General features: G+C 63.3%; 31 protein-coding genes and 1 tRNA gene. 15 read left to right on the top strand and 17 right to left on the bottom strand.

What is annotated here, in order from left to right:
* The first annotated feature begins 31 nt into the window (after positions 1–31).
* Entirely contained in the window at positions 32–1,015 is a 984-nt protein-coding gene (locus tag LZ518_RS10840; RefSeq protein ID WP_249916000.1) for a zinc-ribbon domain-containing protein, read from the top strand.
* 1 nt (position 1,016) lies between these two features.
* Here the strand turns inward: LZ518_RS10840 and LZ518_RS10835 are convergent, their stop codons facing one another.
* Complete coding sequence (locus LZ518_RS10835; RefSeq protein ID WP_249915999.1) at positions 1,017–1,250, bottom strand: hypothetical protein; 234 nt, start codon at positions 1,248–1,250, stop codon at positions 1,017–1,019.
* Positions 1,251–1,439: 189 nt separating this feature from the next.
* Between LZ518_RS10835 and LZ518_RS10830 the strand changes: the two genes are divergently transcribed.
* A tRNA-Leu gene (locus tag LZ518_RS10830) sits at positions 1,440–1,526 on the top strand.
* A gap of 96 nt (positions 1,527–1,622) precedes the next feature.
* Here the strand turns inward: LZ518_RS10830 and LZ518_RS10825 are convergent.
* From LZ518_RS10825 to LZ518_RS10810, 4 genes are all read right to left on the bottom strand, one after another.
* Positions 1,623–4,364 (bottom strand): MSCRAMM family protein, encoded by a 2,742-nt coding sequence (locus LZ518_RS10825; protein WP_249915998.1) that lies wholly within the window; start codon positions 4,362–4,364, stop codon positions 1,623–1,625.
* 31 nt (positions 4,365–4,395) lie between these two features.
* Entirely contained in the window at positions 4,396–5,220 is an 825-nt protein-coding gene (locus LZ518_RS10820) for a fimbrial biogenesis chaperone (protein WP_249915997.1), read from the bottom strand.
* A gap of 162 nt (positions 5,221–5,382) precedes the next feature.
* Positions 5,383–5,883, bottom strand: a complete 501-nt coding sequence (locus LZ518_RS10815; protein ID WP_249915996.1) for a DUF4402 domain-containing protein — start codon at positions 5,881–5,883, stop codon at positions 5,383–5,385.
* Between the two features lie 157 nt (positions 5,884–6,040).
* A complete protein-coding gene (locus tag LZ518_RS10810) occupies positions 6,041–6,562 on the bottom strand; it encodes a DUF4402 domain-containing protein (RefSeq protein ID WP_249915995.1) in 522 nt (173 codons plus the stop codon).
* A gap of 138 nt (positions 6,563–6,700) precedes the next feature.
* On the opposite strand from LZ518_RS10810, the gene LZ518_RS10805 reads away from it, so the two are divergent.
* Entirely contained in the window at positions 6,701–8,800 is a 2,100-nt protein-coding gene (locus LZ518_RS10805) for a transglycosylase domain-containing protein (RefSeq protein WP_431358221.1), read from the top strand.
* On the opposite strand, the gene LZ518_RS10800 is transcribed toward LZ518_RS10805, so the two are convergent.
* Both LZ518_RS10800 and LZ518_RS10795 read right to left on the bottom strand, forming a co-directional pair.
* Entirely contained in the window at positions 8,762–9,499 is a 738-nt protein-coding gene (locus LZ518_RS10800) for a M48 family metallopeptidase (protein ID WP_249915994.1), read from the bottom strand. The two genes, LZ518_RS10805 and LZ518_RS10800, sit on opposite strands and share 39 nt — an antisense overlap.
* Positions 9,456–9,893, bottom strand: a complete 438-nt coding sequence (locus LZ518_RS10795; RefSeq protein WP_249915993.1) for a YcgN family cysteine cluster protein — start codon at positions 9,891–9,893, stop codon at positions 9,456–9,458. Before LZ518_RS10795 ends, LZ518_RS10800 begins: the two co-directional genes overlap by 44 nt.
* Positions 9,894–9,955: 62 nt before the next feature.
* On the opposite strand from LZ518_RS10795, the gene LZ518_RS10790 reads away from it, so the two are divergent.
* The gene (locus LZ518_RS10790; protein WP_249915992.1) at positions 9,956–10,564 is read left to right on the top strand and encodes an ankyrin repeat domain-containing protein; all 609 of its coding nucleotides are present in this window, start codon (positions 9,956–9,958) and stop codon (positions 10,562–10,564) included.
* On the opposite strand, the gene LZ518_RS10785 is transcribed toward LZ518_RS10790, so the two are convergent.
* Both LZ518_RS10785 and LZ518_RS10780 read right to left on the bottom strand, forming a co-directional pair.
* Positions 10,561–11,046, bottom strand: a complete 486-nt coding sequence (locus tag LZ518_RS10785) for an MmcB family DNA repair protein (RefSeq protein ID WP_249915991.1) — start codon at positions 11,044–11,046, stop codon at positions 10,561–10,563. The two genes, LZ518_RS10790 and LZ518_RS10785, sit on opposite strands and share 4 nt — an antisense overlap.
* A 63-nt stretch (positions 11,047–11,109) precedes the next feature.
* Complete coding sequence (locus LZ518_RS10780; protein ID WP_249915990.1) at positions 11,110–11,751, bottom strand: cell wall hydrolase; 642 nt, start codon at positions 11,749–11,751, stop codon at positions 11,110–11,112.
* Between LZ518_RS10780 and LZ518_RS10775 the strand changes: the two genes are divergently transcribed.
* Positions 11,750–11,905 carry a hypothetical protein gene (locus tag LZ518_RS10775; RefSeq protein WP_249915989.1) on the top strand — a complete coding sequence of 52 codons (156 nt, stop codon included), beginning with the start codon at positions 11,750–11,752 and terminating at the stop codon, positions 11,903–11,905. The genes LZ518_RS10780 and LZ518_RS10775 overlap by 2 nt on opposite strands.
* Before the next feature lie 16 nt (positions 11,906–11,921).
* On the opposite strand, the gene LZ518_RS10770 is transcribed toward LZ518_RS10775, so the two are convergent.
* From LZ518_RS10770 to LZ518_RS10735, 8 genes are all read right to left on the bottom strand, one after another.
* The gene (locus LZ518_RS10770; RefSeq protein ID WP_249915988.1) at positions 11,922–12,263 is read right to left on the bottom strand and encodes a DUF1491 family protein; all 342 of its coding nucleotides are present in this window, start codon (positions 12,261–12,263) and stop codon (positions 11,922–11,924) included.
* A complete protein-coding gene (locus LZ518_RS10765; protein WP_249915987.1) occupies positions 12,263–12,724 on the bottom strand; it encodes a PaaI family thioesterase in 462 nt (153 codons plus the stop codon). The genes LZ518_RS10770 and LZ518_RS10765 overlap by 1 nt, the downstream gene beginning before the upstream one ends.
* Positions 12,714–13,178 (bottom strand): PTS sugar transporter subunit IIA, encoded by a 465-nt coding sequence (locus LZ518_RS10760; protein ID WP_249915986.1) that lies wholly within the window; start codon positions 13,176–13,178, stop codon positions 12,714–12,716. The genes LZ518_RS10765 and LZ518_RS10760 overlap by 11 nt, the downstream gene beginning before the upstream one ends.
* 75 nt (positions 13,179–13,253) lie before the next feature.
* On the bottom strand, positions 13,254–13,823 hold the full coding sequence (gene hpf / locus LZ518_RS10755; protein WP_249915985.1) for a ribosome hibernation-promoting factor, HPF/YfiA family: 570 nt from the start codon (positions 13,821–13,823) through the stop codon (positions 13,254–13,256).
* 44 nt (positions 13,824–13,867) lie between these two features.
* Positions 13,868–14,587, bottom strand: coding sequence for a DNA polymerase III subunit epsilon (gene dnaQ / locus LZ518_RS10750; protein WP_249915984.1), 720 nt, complete (start codon positions 14,585–14,587; stop codon positions 13,868–13,870).
* Positions 14,588–14,594: 7 nt separating this feature from the next.
* On the bottom strand, positions 14,595–15,188 hold the full coding sequence (gene coaE / locus LZ518_RS10745) for a dephospho-CoA kinase (protein ID WP_249915983.1): 594 nt from the start codon (positions 15,186–15,188) through the stop codon (positions 14,595–14,597).
* The gene (locus LZ518_RS10740) at positions 15,185–16,000 is read right to left on the bottom strand and encodes a shikimate dehydrogenase family protein (RefSeq protein WP_249915982.1); all 816 of its coding nucleotides are present in this window, start codon (positions 15,998–16,000) and stop codon (positions 15,185–15,187) included. Before LZ518_RS10740 ends, coaE begins: the two co-directional genes overlap by 4 nt.
* Entirely contained in the window at positions 15,997–16,575 is a 579-nt protein-coding gene (locus LZ518_RS10735; RefSeq protein WP_283938190.1) for a Maf family protein, read from the bottom strand. The genes LZ518_RS10740 and LZ518_RS10735 overlap by 4 nt, the downstream gene beginning before the upstream one ends.
* Positions 16,576–16,879: 304 nt before the next feature.
* Here LZ518_RS10735 and hemE point away from each other — a divergent pair, with 304 nt between their 5' ends.
* The 10 genes from hemE to LZ518_RS10685 all read left to right on the top strand — a co-directional run bounded on the left by hemE (position 16,880) and on the right by LZ518_RS10685 (position 26,895).
* Positions 16,880–17,932, top strand: a complete 1,053-nt coding sequence (hemE, locus tag LZ518_RS10730; RefSeq protein WP_249915980.1) for a uroporphyrinogen decarboxylase — start codon at positions 16,880–16,882, stop codon at positions 17,930–17,932.
* 8 nt (positions 17,933–17,940) lie between these two features.
* Positions 17,941–18,396, top strand: coding sequence for a HemJ family protein (locus LZ518_RS10725; RefSeq protein WP_249915979.1), 456 nt, complete (start codon positions 17,941–17,943; stop codon positions 18,394–18,396).
* A gap of 188 nt (positions 18,397–18,584) precedes the next feature.
* Positions 18,585–19,841, top strand: a complete 1,257-nt coding sequence (rho, locus tag LZ518_RS10720) for a transcription termination factor Rho (RefSeq protein WP_249915978.1) — start codon at positions 18,585–18,587, stop codon at positions 19,839–19,841.
* 96 nt (positions 19,842–19,937) lie between these two features.
* Positions 19,938–20,603 carry a YjbE family putative metal transport protein gene (locus LZ518_RS10715; RefSeq protein WP_249915977.1) on the top strand — a complete coding sequence of 222 codons (666 nt, stop codon included), beginning with the start codon at positions 19,938–19,940 and terminating at the stop codon, positions 20,601–20,603.
* Between the two features lie 60 nt (positions 20,604–20,663).
* On the top strand, positions 20,664–21,392 hold the full coding sequence (locus LZ518_RS10710; RefSeq protein WP_249915976.1) for a YjbE family putative metal transport protein: 729 nt from the start codon (positions 20,664–20,666) through the stop codon (positions 21,390–21,392).
* Positions 21,393–21,421: 29 nt separating this feature from the next.
* Positions 21,422–22,711, top strand: a complete 1,290-nt coding sequence (mnmE, locus tag LZ518_RS10705) for a tRNA uridine-5-carboxymethylaminomethyl(34) synthesis GTPase MnmE (RefSeq protein ID WP_249915975.1) — start codon at positions 21,422–21,424, stop codon at positions 22,709–22,711.
* Positions 22,712–22,788: 77 nt separating this feature from the next.
* Positions 22,789–24,591 carry a tRNA uridine-5-carboxymethylaminomethyl(34) synthesis enzyme MnmG gene (gene mnmG, locus LZ518_RS10700; RefSeq protein WP_249915974.1) on the top strand — a complete coding sequence of 601 codons (1,803 nt, stop codon included), beginning with the start codon at positions 22,789–22,791 and terminating at the stop codon, positions 24,589–24,591.
* On the top strand, positions 24,588–25,238 hold the full coding sequence (gene rsmG, locus LZ518_RS10695; protein WP_249915973.1) for a 16S rRNA (guanine(527)-N(7))-methyltransferase RsmG: 651 nt from the start codon (positions 24,588–24,590) through the stop codon (positions 25,236–25,238). Before mnmG ends, rsmG begins: the two co-directional genes overlap by 4 nt.
* The gene (locus tag LZ518_RS10690) at positions 25,235–26,020 is read left to right on the top strand and encodes a ParA family protein (RefSeq protein WP_249915972.1); all 786 of its coding nucleotides are present in this window, start codon (positions 25,235–25,237) and stop codon (positions 26,018–26,020) included. Before rsmG ends, LZ518_RS10690 begins: the two co-directional genes overlap by 4 nt.
* Positions 26,017–26,895: a ParB/RepB/Spo0J family partition protein gene (locus LZ518_RS10685; protein WP_249915971.1), complete on the top strand. Its 879-nt coding sequence runs from the start codon at positions 26,017–26,019 to the stop codon at positions 26,893–26,895. Before LZ518_RS10690 ends, LZ518_RS10685 begins: the two co-directional genes overlap by 4 nt.
* Position 26,896: the final 1 nt, after the last annotated feature.

Below are 26,896 nucleotides of genomic sequence, written 5' to 3'. Positions count from 1 at the left end.
GTTAACTGCTTTCGGAAGGCCCCCCGCGCAGATGATCCTGACCTGTCCCGCCTGCGACACCAAATATGTCGTGAAGGACGACGCCATACCACCAGGCGGACGCCAGGTGCGCTGCGCCTCGTGCAAGCATAGCTGGCATCAGGATCCGGAAGGAATGGTTGTCGCGGCCGAGTCCGTCGCGGTAGATTTTGCCGGACCGCCCGAACCGGCCCCGGAAATTGTCGAGCAGCCCTTCGCGGAGGCGCCGCCCGAAGCGGTCGAGGAAGGCCTGATCGCCGGGGAGCCCCAGCCGGAAGTAGTGGAAACATATGGCAGTGATTGGGCGCTGCCATCTGCGGAAGGGCCGATCGAGCCGCCACCAGCCGACGAAGTATCGATGGAAGAGGCACCGGCCGTCGCCGACGAGTGGCGGAGGAGCGAGCCTGCCGCCGAGTTCGATCCCGGATCGGAAACACAGGCTGTGACTGACGAGGCGCCAGCGCTCGCCGAGGATCCGCCGCTCCCGGCTGAGGCGCAGGCGCCGGCCGTCGTGGAAGCGCCCGCTGCTACCGCCGACGAAGAATTCGTCGGCTATGCGCCGATCGAGGACGAAGAACGCCCGCGGCGGCGCTGGCCGCTGATCCTTGGCTTGCTTGCACTGATCGCGGTGGCAGCCGCTGCCTTCTGGTTCCTGGCGCCCCCAGAGTGGAAGCAGCGCGCGGGGATCGCCCAGGCCGGCGCGACTCCGTTGCAGCTGATGATCACGACCAACGACCGCCAGCCGCTGGAAAGCGGCAACGAGCTGATCGCGATCAGCGGCCGGGTGATCAATCCGACCGACCAGGAACAGAATGTGCCGCCGATCCATGCCGAGCTGCGGGACAAGCAAAGCAAGGCAGTGGTTCACCGCTGGACCATCGCGCCGCCGGCGAGAGTGCTCGCGCCGCGCAGCAGCGCCAGCTTCAACAGCGCCGAGATCGATGTTCCCAAGGGCGGCGACGAGCTGACCATCACCCTTGGTCAGGTTGAACCTTAAGCTATTGAAATTCCAGCAGTTCTGCTGGCCTGACCTGACCATCGGCATCGATCAGCGAAGCTGACCGGCGAAGCGCGTTGGGCGGGACCAGGTCATGGCCCGGTCCGAATTTCACCCCCGAAATGATCTGGATCCGCGCGGTGGCGTGGGCGGTGACTGACGGGCGAAAAGCGGAGGTCGGCGCGGGCGTCGACGTAGCCGACTGGGCCAGGCTTGCGGCTGCCAGGATCGTCAATGGTCCGACCATTACCCCGTCATAATGCGGGGCGAGCGATATGGTTAGCGCCTTGTTTACCATGCTGTCCCAAATTGGGTCGGCAGATGGCACTGGATCAGGCCGTTGCCAGCATGGTTTCGCTTTGCTAGAGGCCGCGCCCTACCCAGGGCAGCGCCCCGTCAAGGACGCGCTGCTTTTTTCACGAGTGCGGTCGTGGCGGAACTGGTAGACGCGCAACGTTGAGGTCGTTGTGGGCGAAAGCCCGTGGAAGTTCGAGTCTTCTCGACCGCACCAGTATGAAATCAAGGACAGTCTGGGAGACTGTCTGATTTCATGCTCATCCCATTGAAAATTCTGGTTATTCCAAAAGTCGTCTTGGACGACTTATGGTTAATGCGGGCTCTGGACCGCGCTACCGCCGGTTGCCGACAGGGCAATTTGGGGCGACTTCAGGATGCGGATCACGCCCAGTCGGATCACCGATTTCTGCGCGTTGAGCTCAATCGTGCGATCGATCGCCGCCGCCACGCCCGCGGCGCCCGCGGATTCGGCCGTTAGGCGCAAACTGTAGCGCCCATAAGGGATCCGGTCGAACAGGAAGAAGCCGTCATAGTCGCTTCGGCCGGTAGCGACGACTTTCCCGGCGGAGTCGATCAGCTCGATATCGAGGCCTTCGAAGCCGCGCCCGTCGCTCTGTGCAAGCACCCCTTCGACGTCGCCCGATCCGACCAGGCCGATCTCGATCTTGGCGGAGACGCCGGGGCGCGGAACCACGACTTGCAGCGCTTTTCTGGGAGCAAGAGAGGGGTCGTCGAGACTCGACGTATCGATGCCGACCGCGATCGGCTGATACGGTTGCAGACCGCCAACCCGGACAAGCCCTTGCCTGTCGGTGGCGTCTTCAGACACGCGCTGGCCGGTGGTGATCGTCGCTCCGGCCTGCCACGGCTCCGTCGGATCGCGCACGCCATTGTCATTATTGTCGCGATAGACACGCGCTTCGACCAATCCGGTCGAAGCGAGCCGCTGGTTGGTCAGCTTGAATCCTCCGCCGGACGAATCGAGGGAAAAATTGAGGTTGATGCCGGCGGCGACGCTGCCGTCGGTGCTGGCCTCCAGCGAGGCCGCGGCCGCCAGGCTGTTGAAGCGGCGAATGTGTGAAATTCGGGCGTGGCCACGCCTGCCGGAAGCGTCATAGCCAAGTGCCCCCTCCCAATCGGCCTTGTCGGACGCCGACCAATAGGCGCTGACTTCGGCGCTTCGGAACCGGCTTTGCGGCTGGAACTCCCAGCGTGCCTCGCCGCGCAGCCGGACCGATTTGATTCGTCCGGTCGCCAGCAGGCCGAGCTCGAGCTTGTCGTCGTTGAAATTCGACGATCGTCCCAGCTGGTGCTGCCAGTCGATTAGGGTTGTAAGGTTGAAATTATTGATATTGGTAGACAATCGCCCAATCGCGCCGACCGAGCGATTGCCGTCGCCGCGATCGGCCAGGCGCACGTCCGTGTGGGCGACGATGCTCTGCCGGCCAAGCCTGATCGGGGCATCGAGCGAGAGCCGGCCTTCCCGGTAGCGCCGTTCGCGTTCGCCATTGACCACGAAATTGTTCGCCACCAGGGCATCGGCGCTAAGGTTGACCGAGCCAAGCTGCGCGACCGCGGCAAGCCGCCCCGCGGTACCGCCCCGCCCGTCGCGCGCGATGGCGACCTCGACCAGCGACGTGCCAATCGACTGGCGCACCGAGCCTTCGACGAATGTCAATTTCTCATTGTCTGCCAATAGCATAGCGGCAAGCGCTCCGATCGAGGTGCGCTTGCTGAGGCCATGTTCCAATTGCACTGCAGCCTGAAGATCGGCGCGCGAAAAATCCACGCGCCCGTTCAGGCGTTCGAACCCGCCGCCATCGTCTCGATCCAGCAAATTGCCGACCAGATTGCGGTTTGGCTGGCTGATTCCGGCCCAATACCAGGTTTGCCCCGCGGGAACCTGGCTCTGGCCGACATTGATGGTCTCCAATCGGCTTCGGCGTTGCCCCTGCGGGCCATAAAGCACGATTTCGAACCGATTATCGCCGTAGTTCAGCGCAATGTCCTCGAACGCATAGCGCTGCGAGCCGTCCGAATGGCTTAATGCAAGTAATTCTCCGTTGCGATAAAGCTCCGCATCCCATCCCGAAGGCAAATCGCCGTCGAAGCGGGTCCGGTCGAACGCCACAGGGTTGAACAGGGGCCGATTGGTGACCTCCAGACCGCGGCCGGTGGAACCCGGTATCAGCCGGTGGGCCAGGGTTTGCACGTCGCCGACCGCGAAATGGGTTGCGTTGAGCGGTCCCAGCAGGCCGCCGTCGGGATCCGAACGATAGGCGGTGATCCTGAGTGTTTCCGACCGGCCCTTTTGGTCGGTGGACAGCATGCTGTCATAGGACAGGCGGGCGATTTCGCCGGCCGCCAGCACCGATGCGCTGCGATCGACCCTCATTCCGGTCGACGCCTGATAGGTCGCGCCGGCATGGACGATGAAGTCCAGCGCTGGAGCGCGCCACATCCGATAGGGCAACTTTACCTGCGGAAGCCCCTCGAGCGGCATTGAGGCCGGCCGCAGCCGGGCGGCACGCTGCTCGCGCTCGCGGGCAAGCTCGACCGGCAGCTTCGCTTCGGAATCGAGCATGAGCACCGATCCCTGCATGACTGGCTTGACGCCGAGGTTGAACCAGCGGCCGAGCGCGGCGCTGTCGACGCACCACCCCTCCGGCGTCTCGCGAATCGTCCCTTCGCTGATCTTTTCCTGCTTGTCGCCAAAGCGGGCGGTTCCGGCCGCCTGGTCGATGTCGATCTTGTTCTCCTCGTGGAAAGCCCAGCCGGAAGCCTTCCTCGCCGCCAGATCGATCTTCATCGGCAGGTCGAGCGTGGTGAGGAAGTCGCCGAACACCACGCAGGTACCTTCGGGCGTCGCATAGGCCCGGACCCCGTCGCCGAGCCGCAGCTGGCGAATGTTGACGTCGAGCAGGAACTGCTCCTCGGGGTCCGCGGTCCAGGCAGGGCCAACCGGGCTCGCGGCCCATGCAGCAACAGCGCCGGCCACGACCAGCGCTGCGCACGCCAAGGCGCCGCGCATCCACCGGATGGGCCCCTGCATGGTAATGGTTTCCGCCCCCGCGCCTTGCCGCCTAGCGGAGAACCGCGGTGGTTTCCGCGAGCGTCACCGGACCGGTGTCGGTCGGCTCGACATATTGGACGGTAACCTGGCCATTGGCATTGGCGACCTGGGCCGGATCGATCGGGATGGTCACCGAACGCTGTCCGATTTCGGTGTAGACGGCGATGCCGCTGACCAGCGCGATGGGTTCGGCTATGCCGGCCTTGAACACCTTGATCGCGCCAAAAGTCGAACGGTCGCCGGCACGGTTGATATCAAGGGATATCGCCGGCCTGCCCTCTGCGGTCACCTTGCGGACATTGGCAATGGCGGCCTTGGCCTCGAGACGGCCGAGACGGATGATCACCGGAATGGTCACGCCGTAGATCGGCCGCAACTGGAACGCGACGCCGTCAATCTTCTCCGGCGCAACCTGCGGCCGGGGCGGAGGAACGGCCCGAAACAGCATATGCACCCGATATTCGCCGTCCGGCAGGCCCTCGGGCGCGCGAGCCGACAGGCGGATCGCCTGCGGCTGATTGGGTGGCAGGGTAATCCGCCGCGGCGCGTAGAGCAGCATTTCCTGCGCTGCCTTCTCGCCGGCATTGGGATCGGTCACGTCGACCAGATTGCCGTCGGGAGTCATCCGCCGAAGCTCAGCCGTGACCCGATAGGTGGCGACATCGTCGCCGATGTTATTGAGGATCACTTCGGCCCCGCGGCGTCCGTCAAGGACAACCCGCGTCGGCGCGACCAGCAGGTCGCCGACCCCCGCCTCGGCTGCCGGCGACGCCAGCATCAGGACGGGCGCGGCCAGGGCAAAGGCGGCAAGACGACGGGACAGGGTAGCGACCATGAAATTTCCTCCGAAACGATACGGAGGAAAATGCCCTCAAAATGGTTATTATTCGGCTAACCATTTTCAGAAACCTCATGGGCATGAAAATGGGGGCCGCCGATCGCTCGGCAGCCCCCTGTCCAAAGCGCCCGGCAACCCAGGCGCTTCACCTTCCACTAATCAATATTCGACGGTGACGTTGATGTCGCCGACGTAAAGACCTTCCGGCGACGAAGCCAGGACCGCGACGGTGCCACCGACGTTGAAGTCGGTGCCTGCGGCGCCCGAATTTGGAAGCGTCACATTGGCCGGGGCGCTTGGCGTGAACGCGAGCGAGGCCGCCCCGTTGACCAGGCTGGATGCCGTCGCGGTGATCCTCACGAGCTGGTTGTTGGCACCGGTAACATGAAACTGGGCCGACTGCGCGCCAGTGGTATCGCAGGTGACATTGGCAGCGGCACCGCAGGTGACGGTGCCAGCCTGGTTAATTGACACGCTGTCGTTGCCGGTGACGACGATGGTGCCGAAGTGAAGGTCACGGGTCGCGGCCAGGGTCAGCGGCTTGACGATGTTGACGCGCGCCTTGGCGACCGGAGTCGCGGGCAAGGGAGCGGCCATGGCCGGAGTCGCGGCAATGGTCGCGGCGGCGGCCAGCGCCGCCAGGCGAACGAAATTGGTCATGATGAATTCCCCACTTGATTCGAAACATGGCGGTTGGCCGAGCGAAACCGTCCAATCCGTATCCGCACCATTAACCTTAACGGCTTACGGCTTTGCTCAATGACATGGTTTCCAGCGCGTTAACTATTGGGCGCGTTCGGATCCGGCCGATGGCGAACTATAGATAGTCAACGTCGATCGGCACATCACCGCGGAACGCGCCGCTAAGATCGCCAGTCACATGGAGCACGCCGCCGACCCGGAACTTGAGGCGGCCGGTACCATCGAGCCGCGGCATTTGCGGCAGGTCCGATCGCAGCGATTCGAGGCGAATGACGCCCCCGGAGTAGCCGTGTAGTTCGATCTGGCGCGGCAACTCGATTCGAACATATCTGTCGGGCTCGCCGCGAATCATTACTTCGCCAACCATCGCCCGTGCGCTGATCGCGGTGATCGAGCCGGTGGCGTTGCGCGCACCGTCCGGGCCTAGCTCGGCGCTGCCGTCACCCACCCCGGTAAGGACCAGGCGATCGAAGTCGAGATTGACCTCGACATCCAGCTTGACCGGATTGGCGGGCTTGTCGTCGGGTAGTTCGGAATTCGGTGTGCACAGGCTGCACGGGACCCGCACGTCCTGCGGCATCGCAGGCGCGGCCAACCCCAAGACGCCAAGCAGCGCCAGGGTGAACTGGGCGGTCATTCTGCCCCTCATGCGTCCAACGCTAGGCGCGCGACGTTGAAACAAGGTTAATGGCGCTTTCATCCTTCATTGCGGAGAGATGACGCCGACGTCGGCCGGGCAAGCTTGTCGGAACCAAAGGAAGCCAATAGGAACTCAATGCCAATGGCCTCTTCCTCCCCGTCCCGCGTCAAGGGAATGTTCGTCGCGGCCCTGAAATGGGGCGCCGCCATCTGCCTTCTCGGGCTGATCGGCCTCGTCGTCGCCGTTGCGGTCGCCATGACCCAGCTGCCCAACTACGATCAGCTCAGCAAGCGATCCGACCTCGGTCAGATGATCCGGGTCCGCGCCTCCGACGGCAGCTTGCTGGTGTCGCTTGGTCCCAGCTTCGGCCGCTGGCTGGCCTATGACGAAATCCCGCCGACGATGCGCGCGGCGATGATCGCGGTGGAGGACAAGCGGTTCCGTAGCCATATCGGGGTCGATCCGATCGGCGTTGCCCGATCGTTCAAGGTCCGGCTGGACAGCGGACGCTGGCGCCAGGGCGGATCGACCATCACCCAGCAACTGGCCCGAAACATCTTTCTGACCAACAGCCGGACCTTCGGCCGCAAGGTCAAGGAAGCGGTGCTGGCGCTGGCGCTGGAGCGCAAATTCACCAAAAACCAGATCCTCGAGCTGTACCTCAACCGGGTCTACTTCGGCGGCGGCGCTTATGGGATCGATGCGGCCAGCAGGACTTTCTTCGGCCATGGCGCCGAGCGACTGAACCTCGGCGAGGCGGCGATTGTCGCCGGCCTGGTCAAGGCGCCTTCCAACTATTCGCCCACCGCCGACGTCGAAGCCGCTCGCGGCCGGGCGAGCGTGGTCCTGAACTCGATGGTCGAAAATGGTTTCCTGCCAGCGGGCGAGGCGGTCGCTGCCCATCCGGCCGAGGTCAAGGTACAGCCGGCCGCCAAGCAGAACAGCGTCCGCTACTTCACCGATTGGACCCTGCCGCAACTCGATACGCTGATCGACGAGACCAGCGAGCCGATTGATGTCTACACCACGCTCGATCCGGCGATGCAGGCCGCCGCCGACCGGGCGATCAACGGCTACAGCCCGCCGGGAGCCCAGGGCGCGCTGGTGGCGATGGATCGCGACGGCGCGGTCCGGGCGATGGTCGGCGGCCGCAACTATGTCGATTCTATCTACAACCGGGCGACCCAGGCCGAGCGGCAACCCGGTTCGTCTTTCAAGCTGTTCGTTTATCTCGCCGCGCTCGAATCGGGGATGAAGCCGAGCGACATGGTGGTCGACAAGCCGGTGACGATCGATGGCTGGACTCCGCGCAATTCCACGCGGACCTTTGCCGGGCCGGTCTCCTTACGCGAAGCCTTTTCCCGTTCGATCAATACGATCAGCGCCCAGATCGGCGATTCGCTCGGCTTCGGGACGATCGCCGACATGGCCCACCGGTTCGGCATCTCGGGCAGGATATCGACCTTCCCGTCGATGGTCCTTGGAACCAGCGACGTGCGGCTGATCGACATGACCCGGGCTTTCGCGTCGGTCCAGAACCGCGGCATCAGCGTCGTCCCCTACGCGGTCAAAAAGGTGGTCACCGCCGATGGCCGCCTGCTCTACCAATATCAGTCGAACGAGCAGCGAGTGCTGGTGGCGCCATGGGTCGCGGCGGAAATGACCGACCTGCTGCAATCGGCGGTTCTGTCGGGTACCGGCCGCGCCGCCCAGATCGGGCGGCCGGTGGCGGGCAAGACCGGTACGACCTCGTCCAACAAGGACGGCTGGTTCATCGGTTTTTCGAGCGGGCTTACGACTGGTGTCTGGATGGGCCGGGACGATGCCAGGACGGTTGCCGGGCTTCAGGGCGGCACCGCGCCGGCAAGGGCCTTCGCCGCGTTCATGAAGGAGGCGGTGGCCAAACGGCCGGTCGAACAGTTTGAGACCCAGGCGCCAATGCCGGATTGGCAGCTTGAGCCTGACGAGGAAGCGTGGGGCTTCAACATGGAAGAGTCGGCCCCGCTGGTCGATGCCGACGGCAACCCGATCGCCACCCAGCAGCCGGACCCGCTCGCCCCGGAGCAGCAGCGGCCCCAGGATGGTAGCCAGGTCGACCAGCAATGGCTGGACGAGGTGCTGAAGCGCAATCCAGAGAACCGGCCCCCGCCGCCGCGCGCGGCACCGCCACGACAACAGCTACCCCAACAGCAACCGTCAGAGCCGCCGCCCGACCCGCTTCAGCCGCGGCCCTAGCGCGCGCAATTCCGCCCGAGCGGCGGGAACGTCACCTCCGTAAAGGCAGGCCTCCAGCGTCCGGAAGGCCGGGCCATGGTCCATGTGGCGGCGGTGAGCGACCTCGTGCGCCACGACCCAGCGCAACAGGTGCGGCGGGGCCAGGACCAGACGCCAATTGTAGCGGATCGACCCATTGGACGAGCAGCTTCCCCACCGGCTCGATGCGTCGCCGACTGCGACCGATCTCACATCGACTCCCGCGGCGCGGGCGATCTCGGCCGTTAGGTCGCTCAGCAAGCGCCGCGCTTCGCCGCGCAAGAAGCGTTCGATCCTTGCCGCAAACGCATCTTGCGGGCCGCCGCACGCCAGGACGTCGGCGGACAGTATCGGGGTTCGCGAAAGGCTGGGTTGCCAGTGCAGCAATATGCTGCGGCCTTCGAATGGAATTTCGGCGCCCGGGACAAAGGGTTCACCCGGCTGAAGGCGGGTCAGCTGTTCCTGCACCCAATCGCGCTGGCCCCGGGCCCAATCCAGCGCGGTCTTGCGGCTCATCCGGCGGGGGTGTGTCAGAAGCAGCTTTTCGCGCGCCTCGTCGAGCCGCAGCCTCATGGCACGGGCGCGCGGATGCGGGCGAAGCTCAATTGGCCAGGGCAGTTCCGGTACGGTCAGGGATTCAGAGCGGGCGGTCGACAAGATGCCATTCCAGATCGCCGGCATCGACTTCGCTGACCGTCCAGCCGCGGGTCGACTGGCCTGCCTCATGCACCGACTCCCGGCTGCCGGAAATCAGATAGTGCCAGTCCGGCAGCGGCTTCCCTTCCCAGCGCAGCCGGTAGGCGCAGGTCGTCGGCAGCCATTCAAGTTCGTCGAGCTTGGCCGGGTCGAGTTTTACGCAATCTTCGACCAGCTTCTTGCGATTGGGATAGTCGGTGCATTGGCCGGCCCGACGGTCGAGCAATTTGCAGGCGACGTTGGTCGGAAACAGCTCGCCCGTCTCGTCATCCTCGAGCTTGTGCAGGCAGCAACGCCCGCAGCCATCACACAGCGCCTCCCACTCGCCGCGGTCCAGCGACGACAAAGGCTTTTCCCAAAAGGCTTTTCCGCTATTCATGCTCAACTCAGACTTGGTCCGCCAAGGCGGCCAGATCAAGGCGCAAGCGCAAGGGGAATGAAATGAAGTCGGGGTGGGTAAAGGCAGGACTGGCTTTGGCATTGCTTGCCGCACCACTTCCGGCGGCGGCGCAGGATTTGATGAACGGGTCCGAGGGCGAGAGCTTCTTGAAGGCGATCGATGATGGCGATGTCGGCAAGGCGCTGCCATTTCTCAACGAACCGGGTTCCAGGGTTGCCACCTATCGTGGCTACAAGGGCGACACGGCGCTGCACATCGTCACGAAGCGCCGTGACATCACCTGGGTCGCCTTTCTGCTGACCAAGGGCGCTGATCCCAACATCGGCGATAATCAGGGCGATACATCCCTGATCATTGCGGCCCGTGTGGGCTTCGAGGAAGGCGCCAGGGAAATGCTGGCGAGAGGTGCCCGGCCTGACGCCACCAACCGGCGTGGGGAAACTGCACTGATCATTGCGGTCCAGCAGCGCCAGCCGCACCTGGTCCAACTGCTTCTCCAAGCGGGGGCCAATCCGGACAAGGCCGATCATGCCGCCGGCTATACCGCGCGCGACTATGCAAAACGCGACACTCGCAATCCCCAGCTGCTGAAACTGATTGAGACGGTCAAATCGACCAGGAAGCAAGTCGCCGGACCGTCGATCAACTAGAAGGCGTCGCCCAGCGACGGATCGATCTGGGCCGATAGCCGCCGGGCGGCGCGGCGGGCAAAGCGCAGCGTCTCTGCCTTGCGCCGTGCCGGCGCCAGCAACCGGGTCGACGGCTCCCGCATTACCGCCGCATCATATCGGTCGGCAATCAGCAGTCCGGCATCGCCCGGCAGGAACCGTTCCTGTTCCAGATAATGCGCGAGTTCGTGAGGCACCGCCCAGAAGAAGCGGTCGCAATAGTCGAGATAATCGGTCCACTTCTGGTCGCCCAGCAAGTCCGCCTTGCTGACCTTGATTTCGACGATCGTCAGCTCGCCCTTGGGCCCAATCGCCATCAGGTCGGCGCGACGTCCGTTGGGCAGGGGCACTTCGCACATCGCGAACAGTTCGTGGCGGCAGAACAGCCGAGTAACGCCGCGCGCAACCTCCGCCGCGATCGGCGGGCCATCGATGAAGCAATCGGGAATCGGACTCGAAGCCATGGCAACGAGTTAGAACAAAAAGAGACCGCCGGAAAGGCGGCCTCTTAGTTTACGAACGATCGATCAACGATAGAAGATGTGATTGCCGAGCGTGCCGACCCGCGACATACGCCAGCCCGGCGACACGCGGCGAGCGTGGAAAAACAGCGCCTTTCCCATCGGCGAGGGATGCAGCTTCTCGTCGACGATCTTGGCGATCGCCACCGCATCTTTCCAATCCTGGCTGGCGCGCGGAATATACGGCATCGAATGGCCGCGGACGAAGCTGAACTGGCTGCGCTGATAGACCACGCCGCAATAGCTTGACGGGAAGCGGCCGGAGGCGGCGCGGTTAGCGATGACATGGCCGACAGCAAGCTGGCCGGACAGGCTTTCGCTCTTGGATTCGAAATAGATGGCGCCGGCGAGGCATTCGAGCTCGCGGCTGCCAGGATCGCTGCTACGCAACTTGGCCACGGTTTCTGCCAGCGTCTCTCCGGGTTCGATCGTATCGTCCGGGGACTGAACCGTCGCGGACTCGGCTTCAGGCGCCGGAGCCAACGGATCGACATTTTGCTGAAGTAGCTGCTCGACCGGGGCGTCCGGGAGCGGAGTCCATTCCGCGGCAGGCATCGGCGCCGCATTTGGGTTAACTTGCGCCGGCGCGACCGAAGAACCGGTCAGCGCGGCAATCACCAGGAAGGTGGAACGAAAAGGCACAAACATGCAGACTATCACTTGGGCGGTGAACCGGCCGTTCGGCGAGCTGCCCGGGGGCATGCTTGCCGAGGGTGATTCCCCGACTGCGTGGCACCTCAGTCCGGTTCAACTCACCGGCAAGCGGGTGCCCCCCGCATTGGTATCGGAAGCCCTGATTTAGGATTGGTTCCCTAGGGTCAACCCTGAGAGGTCGTTTCAGCGATGAACCGTTCCGGGTGCGGGATGTCCAGTTCAATTAACCATAAATCTTCATCGAAACGAACGCGTTTTTGGCTCCAATCCGCCAACGCCGAGGCGTCCGCCCCTTCCGCCGGACCGACAATTTGCCAGCGATATTCACCGTTTGTTGCCAGCGTACGTTCGAGGCAGGCCGAATGATTGCCCCGACGAGCGATTAGCAGAATCAGCGCTCCACGGTCGTTGTCGCCCCGCTTAAGAATGGTTCCAAAGCCACCCTCGGCTTCGGCCCGGCGAACCAGCGCGGCCGCCTCGAGCTGGGCCGGGAGGCGTTCAGCCATCAGCCGGCGCGATAGCCGTCGAGCCCGGAAAGGGCGATGTGTGAGCGCATGAAGGTGCCAGTCCCGCGGGCACACTCCTCGCCCTCGCAATCGACAATTCGCGCCTCGGCGACAAACACCCTCCGCTTGCCGGAAACCCAGCGCCCCTCGGCCCGAGCTTCCCCCTCGCGCATCGGCTTGGTGAAGTGGAGATTGAATGCGGTCGTCAGCAGGAAGCGGTCGCTGACCAGGCCATTGGCGGCATAGAAGGCCGCGTCATCGAGCATCTTGAAATAGAGTGTTCCGTGAGCCGCACCCGCCGCGTGAAATGTATCGGGCGCGACATTGAAGCGAATCTCGCTTCGGCCGGCTTCCGGCAAGGTCAGCCGGGATTCGAACAGATCGTTGACCGGGGCGGAGGCATAGAGGGCTTCGAGCGCCCTGAGATGCGCGTCCTCCCCCGACAGCCGTTCAGGCGGCATCGCGTTCCTCAGCACCCATCAGCACCGCGGCCATTGCATCGCGCGACCGGGCGCCGCGCAATTTCTCGACGATTCCAGCATGACGCATCAGCCGGCTGACCGCCGCCAGCGCCTTTAGATGTTCGGCGCCCGCGTCGGGCGGCGACAGCAGCAGGAAGACGAGATCGACCGGCGCTCCATCGATCGCTTTATAGTCGATCGGCGCCGCCAGCCTGACGACCAGCGCATAGACGCGGTCGAGTTCGGCCAGCTTGCCATGCGGGAATGCCACCCCGCCGCCAAAGCCGGTCGAGCCGAGTCGCTCGCGGTCGGCAATGGCGTCGGCGATCAGCGACGGATCGAGCGACAAGCGTGCGGCGGCAATCTGCGCCAACTGGTTCAACAGCTGGCGCTTGTTGCCAGCGGCCAGGTCGACGCGGATCGCATCAAAATCGAGAAACTGGGAAAGCTGCATTGCAAAATCATCCAGGACTGGCGGTTACGCGCGAACAAGGGTTTGTCGCGCCGTTAGCCGGACGCGCAGCCCTTGTCACTTCGACGAAGGTTCGACCCAGCCGATGGTTCCATCATCCCGGCGATAGACCATGTTGTACTGACCGCTGTTGGGATTGCGGAACATCAGCGCGTTGGTGTTGCGAAGATCCAGCATCATCACCGCGTCGGACACGCTGGCTTCGGGGATATCGACCTTTGTTTCGGCGACAATCGCCGGAGCGGGAGGGATGGGTTCTTCCTCGTCCGCGGGCGCGGCGAACACCGTATAGGCGGCACTCTCCTCGATGATGTCGCCGTCAGCCTCGCCGCGCCGCTCGCGAAGCCGGTCCATGTAGCGCTTTAGCTGGCGCTCGATCTTGTCGGCGGCGCCGTCGAAGGCGACGTGAGCATCGTTGGCGCGATTGGACGATTTCAGCACCACGCCCTGGTTGACCGGGGCGACGATGTCGCAGGTGAAATCCTCATAGGGTCCGCGGCCGAACGTCACATTGGCGGCGACCGCGCGGGAAAAATAGCGGTCGGCCATTGCCGACAGCCGGTCGGAGACATGGGAACGCAGCGACTCTCCGGTAGCGACCTGATGACCCGCGACCCGAATGTCCATTTTCGCTCTCCTTTCAACTCCAACGCGGCACAGGCCCAATGGAATCAGGCGGCACCACGTTCCGAAGTGGGAGCGAGGAAACGATCCCACAAGGGACTGACAATCTTGACCAGGAACGCCCGATGGCGCGCGACCTCGTCCGGACCGGCGGCGTGCGGTCGCGGCGGGCGAACCGTGCGCGTGACAGATTCGGCCAACTCCAGCGCGGCGGAATCCTCTTCCGGCGCCGAGGCGACCAGGCCGAGGCCGATCTGCCGGCCGCCAGTGAGCTCGATATAGACCTGGGCGAGTAGCTGGGCGTCGAGCAAGGCGCCATGCTTGACGCGTTGCGAGCGATCTACACCGAACCGCGTGCATAGCGCGTCGAGGCTGTGCTTCGCACCGGGATGGCGGGTGCGGGCAAGGACCAGCGTATCGACCATCCGGGCCATTGAAACGGCGGCGCGGCCGCAATTTTCCAGTTCGTGATTGAGGAAGCCGAAGTCGAAACTGGCGTTGTGCGCGACCAGCGGCGAATCCCCGATGAACTCGAGCAGTTCCTCGGCCTTGTCGGCAAAGCGCGGCTTGTCCGAGAGGAAAATATCGCTCAGCCCATGGACCGCCTCGGCCTCGCTAGGCATCGACCGGTCGGGATTGAAGTAGCAATGGAAGTAGCGCCCCGTTTCGATTCGGCCGATCATTTCGATGCAGCCGATTTCGACCATGCGGTCGCCGCCCGCGGGCGACAAACCCGTGGTCTCCGTATCGAAGACAATTTCTCGCATGAGACCCTTAAACACCCGTCGGCAGGCCGAGACAAGTCAGGATATTATGGACCTGGGCGCGGGTTTCATCCAGCGTGCCCGATGTGTCGACGACAAAGTCGGCACGCTCCCTCTTTTCCTCGTCGGGCAACTGCCGGGCAAGAATCTGTGCAAACTTCTCCTCGGTCATCCCCGGCCTTGCCAGCACCCGTTCGCGCTGGAGAGCGGGGGGCGCGGAGACCACGATCACCTGGTCGAACGCCTCGTCGCCGCCGGTCTCGAACAACAATGGAATGTCGAACAGCAATGCCGGCGAATCGCCATGCTCGACGATAAACCTGGTCCGCTCGTGATGAACCGCCGGATGCACCAGAGCCTCCAGCGCAGCGAGTTCGTCCCGGTCGCCGAGAACTGCGAGCGACAGAGCGTCGCGATCGACCGCGCCATCGCGTGTGGTGTTGGGAAAGCGCGCCTCGATCAGCGGAACCAGCAACCCGCCCGGTCCTTGCAGGCGCCGCACCACCTCGTCGGCGTCGAACGTCGGAATGCCGGCCTCGGCAAACATTGCCGCCACCGTCGACTTGCCCATGCCGATCGATCCCGTGAGGGCCAGGGTGATCATGGATGCAGCAATTGCCAGAGTTCGCCATCGCGGTCACGCGGCGGCTTTTGCCCGAACAGCAGTTCGAAGCTGGTCGCGGCCTGTTCGACCAGCATGTGCAGACCGTCCACCGTCTGAAGGCCACGAGCCTTGGCCGCGGCGATCAGGGGCGTCTCCGCCGGGTCGTAGACCATATCGAATACCCATCCCTGGTCCGGCATATTGTCGAGGTCGCAATTGAGACAGTCGCGTCCTGCCATGCCGAGCGGGGTGGCGTTGATCAGACCGTCGCTGACGATCGTCGCGGTGAAGATTGCCGGTTCCGCCTCGAGGCCGAATTCGACCGCAAGCTTGATCGCCTCTGCAACGTCGCGGGCCTGGATCCGGACGTTGGCCAACCCGACCAGCTTCAGCGCGACCAGTGCCGCCCGCGCCGCGCCGCCATTGCCGAGCAAGGTGACGCTGCCCATTCTCGCCTTTGCCTCGTGCAGACGGACTAGCAAGATGGCGATGGCTCCAACGTCGGTATTGGCCGCTGCCAGCTTTCCTTCGCGCATCATCAGGAGGTTTGCCGCCCCGGCCGCTACCGCCCGGTCGGATGCGCCATCCGCAAGCGTTACCGCGTCAAGCTTCAATGGCATGGTGACGTTGGATCCGCGCCAGTCCGAATCGGCTCGTTTGCCGGCGAGATAGGCAGGCAGTTCGGCCCGGGTCACCCGGCGCCGGCAGTAGGACGCGTCGATGCCCAATGCCTGGAGCCAGAAGCTGTGGATCACTGGCGACAGGCTATGGTCTACGGGATCGCCGATCACTTCGGCATAGGGCCTCGTCATGGCTCGATGATCCCGCGTTCCCGGAGCGCGCCGAGCAGCGGCAGGAGCGGCATTCCAAGGATAGTGAAATGGCTTCCCTCGACACGATCGAACAGGGTCACGCCGCGACCCTCCATCCGGAACACGCCGACGCAATAGCCAACTTCGGGCCATTCCCGGTCGAGGTAGGATTGGATGAATTCCTCGCTTAGCCGGCGCACTTCGAGCACCGCGGTCTCGCCATGGCTCCAGCCGACCTGGCGCTGGTTGGCCAGCGCGACTGCGCTCGACAACAACATCGTCCGTCCGGAAAATATGCGAAGGTGAGTGGCGGCATCCTCGCGTGTCCGCGGCTTCGAATAGCGAGTCCCGTCGACCGTCAGCGTGCTGTCGCTGCCGATCACCCAATCGTCCTGGCCGACGAGGATCGACGACGCCTTGCCCTCTGCCAGGCGCAAGGCAAGGCTCTCTCCATCAAGGCCGGCCGCTTTCACCGCATCTTCATCGAAATCGGGCGGCCGGACGGAAAAATCGATTCCGGCCTGCTCCAGCATCGACCGCCGAATTTGGCTGTTACTGGCCAATATCAACGACATATCGCCCCAGGGGAAAAGTCTGTGGAAAAATCACTGTATCGTCCTAGCGCGAAGGCGGGGATCGCCCAATGGCCAGGTTCCGCCAAATTACGCCCGAACCGGATTCGAGACTCTGTCCACAGGGGAAAATGTTAGTCCACAGGCTGTGAATCACGGGAGAGTCGTCTCGCGACTCGCGCATCTCCACTGAGTCGCGTCCATATGGCCCCTGTTGGCAAAGTCGGGAGCCGCGCTTAAATCCGGCTGCCAACGCCCCATCATAATCATCTAACTAATATTCTAATATATAAGAGGAGAAGTAAGGGTGGCCTCGGCCTTGCCTGACAATGCGCACGACCGTGGCGACAAGCCCCTGCTGGCCGTCCTCAAGGGTGAACGGCGCGATCCTCCGCCCATGTGGCTGATGCGCCAGGCCGGCCGCTACCTGCCCGAATATCGCGAGTTGAGGGCGACCAAGGGCGGCTTCCTGGAGCTGGCCTATGATCCCGCGTCGGCCGCTGAAATCACCCTGCAGCCGCTGCGGCGATTCCCGTTCGACGGGGCCATCCTCTTCTCCGACATTTTGGTTGTGCCGCATGCCATGGGAATGGACCTCAGCTTTACCGCCGGCGAAGGGCCGCGCCTGGCCCCGCGGCTGGCGGAGGCGAATGTCGATGACCTGAGGCCGGCCATGGAACGGCTCGACCCGATCTACGAGACGGTTCGACGGGTTAAGGCGGAGCTCAAGCCCGAAACCACCTTCCTCGGCTTTGCCGGTTCGCCCTGGACGGTGGCGACCTACATGATCGCCGGGCAGGGCAGCCGCGAGCAGGCCGAGGCGCGCCAGCTGGGCTATGCCGATCCCGGCAAGCTGGATTCGATCCTCGACAGGGTTGCCGAGATCACCGTCGATTATCTGTCGGGCCAGATCGAGGCAGGGGTCGATGCCGTGCAGCTGTTCGACAGCTGGGCCGGCAGCCTGTCCCCGGCTCAGTTCGAGCGATTCGTCATAGCCCGCACCGCCTGGATTGTCGGAAAGCTGAGGCAGCGGCATCCCGACACGCCGATCATTGGCTTCCCCAAGGGCGCCGGCGGCAAGCTCTGCGCCTATGCAGCCGAGACCGGAGTCGACGCGATCGGGCTGGACGAGACGGTCGACCCGGCCTGGGCCGCACGCGAACTGCCCGCCGGCCTGCCGGTGCAGGGCAATCTCGATCCTCTGGCGCTGATCGCAGGCGGCGCCGAACTGGAGAGCTCGGTGCGGCGCATCCTTGACGCGCTCGGCGACCGCCCCCACATCTTCAACCTGGGCCACGGGATCCAGCAGACTACGCCGATCGCGCATGTCGAGCAGCTGGTAGCGCTGGTGAAGGGGTAGGGGCTCAGATGCTCAGCCAATATCAAGGGTTTCTTGGGCTTGCCTATCCGTGGGTCAAGGCGGCCCACATCACCTTCGTCATCTTCTGGATCGCCGGGCTGTTCATCGTCCCGCGCTATTACATCCATCACCAGGCGACGACTCCCGGATCGGCCGAGGATCGCGCCTGGATCGAGCGGGAGGACAAGGCCCGCACCGTGATCCTCGCCCCGGCGATGCTGCTGGTGTGGCTGCTAGGCCTGCTGCTGGCGATTCACCTCAACCTGTGGGGGCAGTATTGGTTTACCGCCAAGCTGGCGCTGGTGCTGCTGCTGACCGCCTACCAGGGCTGGATCGGTTCCTACGGCCGCAAGCTGGCCGGAGGCCATCGCGAGCTCGACGACAAGCGCCTGAGGCTGATGAACGAGGTGCCGGGCATTCTTACCGCCCTGATTGTCGTCTTGGTGATCGTCCGGCCTTTCTGACGGCCGTCTCGTTTCGGAAGCTGGCTGCACCCCGTATTGACTTGACCAGAGGGCAATCTTAACGCCCTCCCAAGACGGCTGCATCGGCCCGACTCTCCTATTTCGCCGGTGCGCCCACTCCTATTCTGCGACGTCCTGTCGCAAGACATTGAATTTCAATCACAAAATACTTTGAAAGACTTAAATTAATGCATCTCAAGGACCTCAAGAAGAAGACCCCCGCCGAACTTGTCGCGCAAGCGGAAGAAATGGGGATCGAAGGCGCATCGACGATGCGCAAGCAGGACCTGATGTTCTCGATCCTCAAGCTTCGTGCCGAAAGCGGCGCCGAGATCAACGGCCAGGGGACGATCGAAGTCCTCAACGACGGCTTCGGATTCCTTCGCAGCCCAGAGGCCAATTACCTTGCCGGGCCCGACGACATTTATGTCGCGCCCAACATCGTCCGCCGTTTCGGATTGCGTACCGGGGACACGATTGAAGGTGAAATCCGCGGCCCCAAGGACGGCGAGCGTTATTTCGCGCTGACCAAGATTACCCAGATCAATTTCGACGATCCGGAAGCGGTCCGGCACCGGGTCAATTTCGACAATCTGACGCCGCTCTACCCAGATTCGAAGCTGACCCTCGACAGCTCCGACCCTACCCAGAAGGACAAATCGGCGCGCGTCATCGACATTGTCGCTCCTCAGGGCAAGGGGCAGCGCGCGCTGATCGTCGCCCCGCCGCGCACCGGCAAAACCGTCCTGCTGCAGAACATCGCCAAGGCGATTACCGACAATCATCCGGAGGTGTTCCTTCTGGTGCTGCTGGTGGATGAGCGGCCTGAGGAAGTGACCGACATGCAGCGCAGCGTGAAGGGCGAGGTCATTTCCTCGACGTTCGACGAGCCCGCGTCGCGTCACGTCCAGGTCGCCGAAATGGTGATCGAGAAGGCCAAGCGCCTGGTCGAGCATAAGAAGGATGTCGTCATCCTGCTCGACTCCATCACCCGCCTTGGCCGCGCCTACAACACGGTCGTGCCGAGTTCGGGCAAGGTATTGACCGGCGGTGTCGATGCCAATGCGTTGCAGCGGCCGAAGCGCTTTTTCGGCGCGGCGCGCAACATTGAGGAAGGCGGATCGCTGTCGATCATCGCCACCGCGCTGATCGATACCGGCTCGAAGATGGACGAGGTGATCTTTGAAGAGTTCAAGGGCACCGGCAACAGCGAAATCGTGCTCGACCGCAAGGTCTCCGACAAGCGCATCTTCCCGTCGCTCGACGTCGGCAAGTCCGGCACCCGCAAGGAAGAACTGCTCGTCGAGCAGAGCGTTCTCAGCAAGATGTGGGTGCTTCGCCGCATCCTGATGCAGATGGGCACGGTCGATGCGATGCAGTTCCTGCTCGACAAGATGAAGGACGCCAAGTCGAACGAGGATTTCTTCGCCTCAATGAACCAGTAGCAGCTGTCATCGCGAGGAGCGCAGCGACGTGGCGATCCATCGGGAACGAACCTTGGATTGCTGCGCTTCGCTCGCAATGACGGTCAAAGGTTGATCATGATCAGCGGGTTCAGCTTCTCCAGCATCTTCACTGCCGCCGGGATGGCCAAGCTTGGCCAGATCGTCGTCGGCGACCTGACCATGGCCGGCGACAATGTCGTCATCATGGGTTCGCTGGCCGCGGGGCTTCCGGAGCGGGACCGCAAGCGGGTGCTGATGCTCGGCGTGGCCATGGCCCTGGCCTTCCTGATCACCTTCGCCGTGCTGGCGACGCAGCTGCTCAAGATTACCGGGCTGGTGTTCGCCGGCGGCCTGCTTTTAATGTGGGTCGCTTACAATATGGTGCGCGAGTTGCACCCCCGGCCGCTGGTGACCCACGACGATCCTGATACCGCGGAGATTGAGGGTCCGCCGGCAACCAAGACATTCCTCCAGGCAGCGATCCAGATCACCATCGCCGACCTCAGCATGAGTCTCGACAATGTGTTGCTGGTGGCCTCGATCGCGCGCGACAATCCCGCGCTACTGTTCGTCGGGCTGACCTTTTCGGTGCTGTTCATGGGCTTCGCGGCCAACTATGTCGCCAAGCTGATCCAGCGATATCATTGGATCAACTACATCGGGCTGGCGGTGATCCTCTATGTCGGCGTCAACATGATCTACGAGGGGTGGGTCGGTGGCGAGCATGTGCTCGGCCTCCGGAACGCGCTGGGACTTTCATAACAGGGGTCAGGGATGAGCTTCGCGACTGCTGAAATGGTTCAACAGGAACCGGGGTTTGCAATGTTCGACTTACTGCTGGTGATGATTGCGGCGGCGGTTGCCGGATTGGGCGGCTTTGCCGACATGTGGGGCGCGATCGTCAAGGATTTCGCGAACATTACCGATCCGGGCGCATTTTCCGCCTTTGCCCAGGTGCTGATGATCGACCTCGTACTCGCGGGGGACAATGCCATCGTGGTTGGCGCGCTTGCCGCGGGGCTTCCTGCCGAGCAGCGCCGCAAGGTCATCGTGATCGGCGTGGCTGCGGCGCTCGTGCTGCGGATCCTGTTTGCTCTGATCGTCACCCAATTGATGCAGGTGATCGGACTGATCCTGGTTGGCGGCTTGCTCCTGCTGTGGGTCAGCTGGCGGATGTGGCGCGATCTTCGCGCGCCGCAGGATTGCTCTCCAGGTTCGGAAGAGATCGTCGGCGACGAGCATAGCGGCCTCCGCCCCGCCAAGAGCTTTGCCGCGGCGGCCTGGGCCGTTGCCGTCGCCGATGTGTCGATGAGCCTCGACAATGTCTTGGCCGTGGCTGGCGCGGCCCGCGACCACCCCGGTATCCTGATCGTCGGCCTGGTGTTCGCGGTCGCCTTGATGGGCATCGCGGCCAATATCATCGCCCGTTACATCGAGCGCTATCGCTGGATCGCCTATATCGGGTTGGTGGTGATTGTCTGGGTCGCCGGCAAGATGATCTACGACGGCTGGATCCACCCTGAGGTCGGGATCGGCCGGCTGTTCGCCTAGCCGCTTGCGGTTTTGCGGGGGCGGCGCCAATGGCAGCCCTCGTGACCGCTAATGACACCATCGTTGCCCTGTCGAGCGGGCGTCCGCCCGCGGCGATCGCTGTCGTCCGTACCAGCGGCCCGCAGGCATTTGCCGCCGCCGAGCGGATCGCGGGCGAACTGCCGGCCGCCCGAACCGCGGTTCTGCGGCGGCTGGCTGATCCGGCCAATGGCAGCTTGATCGATCAGGCGCTGATTGTCCGGTTTGACGGTCCGAACAGCTCGACCGGTGAAGATATCGTTGAATATCAATGTCATGGCGGCCGGGCGACGATTGACGCTTTGATCAATGCGCTGATTGGTGAAGCCGGGATGCGGTTGGCCGAACCGGGCGAATTCACACGCCGTGCATTGGCCAACGGTCGGATCGATCTGACCGAGGCGGAAGGCCTGGCCGACCTGCTGGCCGCCGAGACCGAGCTGCAGCGTCGGTCGGCGATGGCGCGGGCAGGGGGAGCCTTGCGGGCTAGGCTCGACGACTGGCGCGAGCGCTTGCTGGCGCTGGCGGCGCGCGCCGAGGTGGCAATTGATTATGCCGATGAGGAGGATGGGGCGGAAGACGTTGAGCTTCGATCGGCAATCAGGATGCTCGCCGATGATATGGCCCTTCTCGTCGAAGCGCCTCGTGTCGAACCACTGCGCGATGGGATCAGGGTCGCGGTAGCGGGTCCACCAAACGCCGGAAAATCTAGTCTTGTCAATGCGTTAGCGCAGAGCGAAAAGGCGATCGTGACGCCAATCGCAGGGACAACGCGCGACGTTATCGAAGTCCCTATCGCCATTGCCGGGACCCCTTTCGTGTTGGTCGATACGGCCGGTCTCAGAGAGTCTGCCGATGTCGTTGAGAACATCGGTATCGGCCGCGCGCGCCAGGAGGCGGAGGGTTCCGACATGTTGATTTGGCTGGGGTCGAGCCATGACGCCCCTAATCATCGCGAACTGATCCAGGTGGTGGCGAAGTCGGATTTGGGCGTCAGCGAGGCACTCGGCCTTCCGGTTTCCGCGATCACGGGGCAGGGATTAGACCAATTAACCGTGGAGTTGTTGCGACGGGCGAGCGCAATGCTTCCACGGGGCGATGAGCTCGCATTGGATCGTCGCCAGCACGATCTGCTTAGCGAAGCACAGGCGGCGTTGTGTCGAGCCGGGGAGCTGGACGATGCGGTGCTGATCGCTGAAGAACTGCGCGTGGCCCGGTTGGCTATCGACCGCATATCTGGTCGTGCCGGCGTTGAGGACTTGCTCGACACGCTGTTCGGCCGATTCTGTCTTGGGAAGTGACATTCGGTTTCGACTGTCCCCCGGACAGTCTCCAAACGAATGTTTCACGTGGAACGCTGATCGGCTAAGGGCATCCGATGTTCGACGTTCTGGTCATCGGTGGCGGCCACGCCGGATGCGAAGCGGCCTGCGCCGCCGCGCGGCGTGGTGCGCGCGTGGCGCTATTGACCTTCCGTGCCGACGATCTCGGCCAGATGAGTTGCAACCCATCGATCGGCGGGGTGGGCAAGGGGCATCTGGTTCGAGAGGTTGACGCGATGGGCGGAATCATGGCCCGCGCCGCTGATCGCGCTGCTATCCATCGCCGGATGCTCAATGCCAGCAAGGGGAGTGCCGTCCGTGGGCCCCGGATACAGGCTGATCGGAGCCTTTATCGTCGTGCCGTTGCGGAAGCCGTCGCCGCGGCCGGCATTGCGCTGATCGAAGGTGAAGCGATTGCGCTACGACTCTCGGGCAAATCGGTTGCGGGGATTGAGCTCGCAGACGGATCATCGATCGACGCACGCACGGTGGTCCTGGCCACCGGCACCTTTCTTGGTGCCACCATGTTCCGCGGTGAGGAGCGTTGGTCAGGCGGCCGGCAAGGCGGGCAGTCGGCGTCCGCGCTTGGAGGCCAGATCCGGGAACTTGGGCTTGCACAGGGGCGTCTGAAAACGGGTACGCCGCCACGGCTCGACGGGCGGACTGTCGATTGGACGCGGACCCTGGCGCAGCCGAGTGATCGCCTCGACTGGACAATGGCGCTAGCGCCCAATGATTGTCCACTTCCGCAATTAAGTTGTGCAATTACAAGAACTAATGTGCGAAGTCATGACGTCATTCGCGCCGGAATCGGTCGGTCGCCCCTCTTTGCCGGAGCAATCGAAGGCAGGGGCCCACGTTATTGCCCGTCGATCGAGGACAAGGTTCATCGTTTCGGTGATCGCGACGGCCATCAGATCTTTCTCGAACCCGAAGGGCTGGCCGATCATCTGATATATCCCAACGGTATTTCAACGTCCTTGCCTGCCGATGTTCAACTCGACCTGGTTCGCAGCGTCGAAGGGCTGGAACGCTGCGATATCGTCCAGCCTGGCTATGCGGTCGAATATGAATATGCCGATCCGCGCCGCCTCGATCCGATGCTTCAGCATGGTGAGGTGGGCGGGCTGTTCTTCGCCGGCCAGCTCAACGGCACGACCGGTTACGAGGAAGCTGCTGCCCAGGGGCTGGTTGCCGGGTTCAACGCTGCCGCGGTGGCGCGCGACTTGCAGGAAGCGCGATTCGACCGGAGCAACAGCTATATCGGCGTAATGATCGACGATCTTACCTTGCAGGGGGTGAGCGAACCTTACCGGATGCTGACTGCCCGGTCCGAATATCGCCTACACCTTCGTGCCGATAATGCCGTTTCGCGCCTCGGCCCAATGGCAATGGAATTGGGGACGCTCACGAGCGGGCAAGCGGCCCTCGTGCAGGAGCATCTTGAAGCAAAGACGCAAGCGGTTGCGTTCCTCGAACGGAAGGTCTCGGGCATGGAATTGGGCCTGCTCGATCCTGCCCGCAAGAGCCTGGCCGAATGGGCGCGGCGCGGCGATGGAATTGCCGCGGCACGTTCCCTGATGGCTGATGGCGCCGCGGCGACCGAGGCGCTCGACGATGCGGTCTACGCCCCCTATCTCGCTCGTCTGGAGGGTGAATTGGCTAGCCGGAGCAAGGACCGGGCACTGGGCATTCCACCTGGTTTCAATTTGAGCCAAGTGCCTGGTTTATCTAACGAAATGCGAGAGCGGCTCGAAGCCGCCGGACCCGCCGATCTTGACCAGGCATCACGGGTGCCCGGGGTCACGCCGGCGGCCATGTCGGCGCTGCATTTCGCTTTGGTTCGCCAGGCCGCATGATTGACCCCAATGAGCGCTGGACGTCGGTGCTCGCCTGTCTTACCGACGAGCTGCGTGCCAGCGTTCCACGTGAAACATTCGAATCGCTCGATCGATATGTCGAGCTGCTGATCGAGGAAAATCAGCGCCAAAATCTGATTTCCCGCTCCACCGTCGACGAGATTTGGCGACGCCACATCGCCGACAGCGCCCAGATTGTCCGCTTTGCGCCACGGGTCGACTCATCATGGCTCGACGTCGGCTCGGGGGCAGGGCTTCCGGGCCTCGTGGTCGCAATTTTGACCGAAGGTCCGATTACATTGGTCGAGCCCCGCAAATTGCGGGCCGACTTTCTTCACCGTGCCGCCGAGGCGCTCGGCCTATCGCATCGCGTCACCGTTCATTTGGCCAAGGCGGAGCGAATCAGTGGCTCGTTCGACGTGATTACGGCGCGTGCGGTGGCCTCGCTCGACGCTTTGCTCAGGATATCCCGCCATCTGTCCACAGATAAAACGCGCTGGCTGTTCCCAAAGGGGAAAAGTGCGAAATCGGAACTGGATGAGGCTCAAGGGAAATGGCAGGGTGTGTTTCATCTGGAACCAAGCCGGACGGATCCCGAAGCGGCAATCATTATTGCCGAACATATCCAACCGAGGGGGAAGCGATGATTCGCGTTGCGGTCGCCAATCAAAAGGGTGGGGTGGGCAAAACCACCACCGCAATCAATTTGGCGACGGCATTGGCCGCGATCGGCTGGAAAGTCCTGCTGGTCGACCTCGACCCCCAGGGGAATGCCTCGACCGGGCTCGGCATCGGCCGCGCCGCCCGTGAGCGTTCGACCTATGACGTGCTGTTGGGAGAGGCGAGCATTATCGAATCCGCGGTGGCGACCAAGGTGCCGAGGCTCGACTTGTTGCCGGCTACCGTCGATCTGTCAGGCGCCGAAGTGGAGCTGGTGGCGATGGACGATCGGACCCACCGCCTGGCCCAGGCGTTTGACGAAGTGCCGGCCGGCCGCTGGGACATTTGCCTGTTGGATTGCCCCCCCTCGCTTGGTTTGCTGACCGTCAACGCTCTGGTCGCCTCGCGCCACCTCCTCGTCCCGCTTCAATGCGAATTCTTTGCTTTAGAAGGACTTAGCCAGCTTCTGCAGACGGTGGAGCGAATCAGGTTGGCCTATAATCCGCAGCTGTCGATCCTCGGCGTCGCACTGACCATGTTCGATCGGCGGAACAATCTTTCGTCCCAGGTTGCGGAAGATGTCCGGGCCTGTCTGGGCACATCAGTGTTCGAAACGGTGGTGCCGCGCAACGTCCGCTTGTCGGAAGCTCCAAGCCACGGCCTGCCAGCCTTGATCTACGATCTTCGCTGCCCAGGTTCGGAAGCTTATGTCCGCCTTGCCCGCGAGATCATAGCTCGACTGCCACAGCTCACGGCGGAGGCGGCATGAAGAAGGCGACCGGACTCGGGCGCGGTCTTAGCGCGCTGATCGGCGAAGTCCCGGCAATTCGGCAGGACGGGCAGGCAACAAGCAGCGTTCGTTCGATCGAAGTCGCCCGTATCCGGCCGAACCCCGCGCAGCCGCGGCAGGTCTTCGACGAAGCAGCAATGGCTGAGCTTGCGGCGTCGATTGCCGAGCGCGGCGTGCTTCAGCCGATAATCGTCCGGATGGTGGACGATGGCTATGAGCTGGTTGCCGGCGAACGTCGCTGGCGCGCTGCTCAACGGGCTCAACTCCATGAAATCCCTGCATTAATTCGTGAATTCGACGAGGAATCGCGGGCCGAAGTGGCGCTGATCGAGAATGTCCAGCGCGAGAATCTCAACGCCATTGAAGAGGCCGAGGCCTATCGTCGGCTGATCAGCGGTTATGGCCACAGCCAGGAGGTCGTCGGAAAGCTTGTGGGCAAGTCGCGCAGCCATGTCGCGAATTTGCTCCGCTTGCTGGAACTTCCCGATTCAGTGCGCCTAATGCTGTTGAGAGGCGATATCAGCATGGGCCATGCGCGAGCTGTCGCGACCGCTCCGGACCCTGAAGCCTTGGCCAATGAAATCGTTGAAGGGGACTTGTCGGTCCGCCAGGCGGAACATCTCGCCAAGAAGGTCAGGCCCGGCGCTGGATCGGATATTGGGAGAGCCTCGGCGCGCAATGCCCTGCGCCCGGTCGATGCAGATCTGGCGGCACTGGAACGTCAATTGAGCGATTTGCTCGGAATTCGGGTCAAGGTCACTCACGGCAAGAGCGGCGGCTCGGTCGCGCTCCACTACAGCACCCTCGATCAGCTCGACCTTATCTGCCAGCGACTCTCCGGCGAGCCGATTTAAT

Origin of the sequence: Sphingomonas brevis (genome assembly GCF_023516505.1) — a bacterium.
GTDB classification, from domain to species: Bacteria; Pseudomonadota; Alphaproteobacteria; order Sphingomonadales; family Sphingomonadaceae; genus Sphingomicrobium; species Sphingomicrobium breve.
Note: the sequence above shows the minus strand (reverse complement) of the source record. Positions and strands in the feature narration are given on the sequence as shown.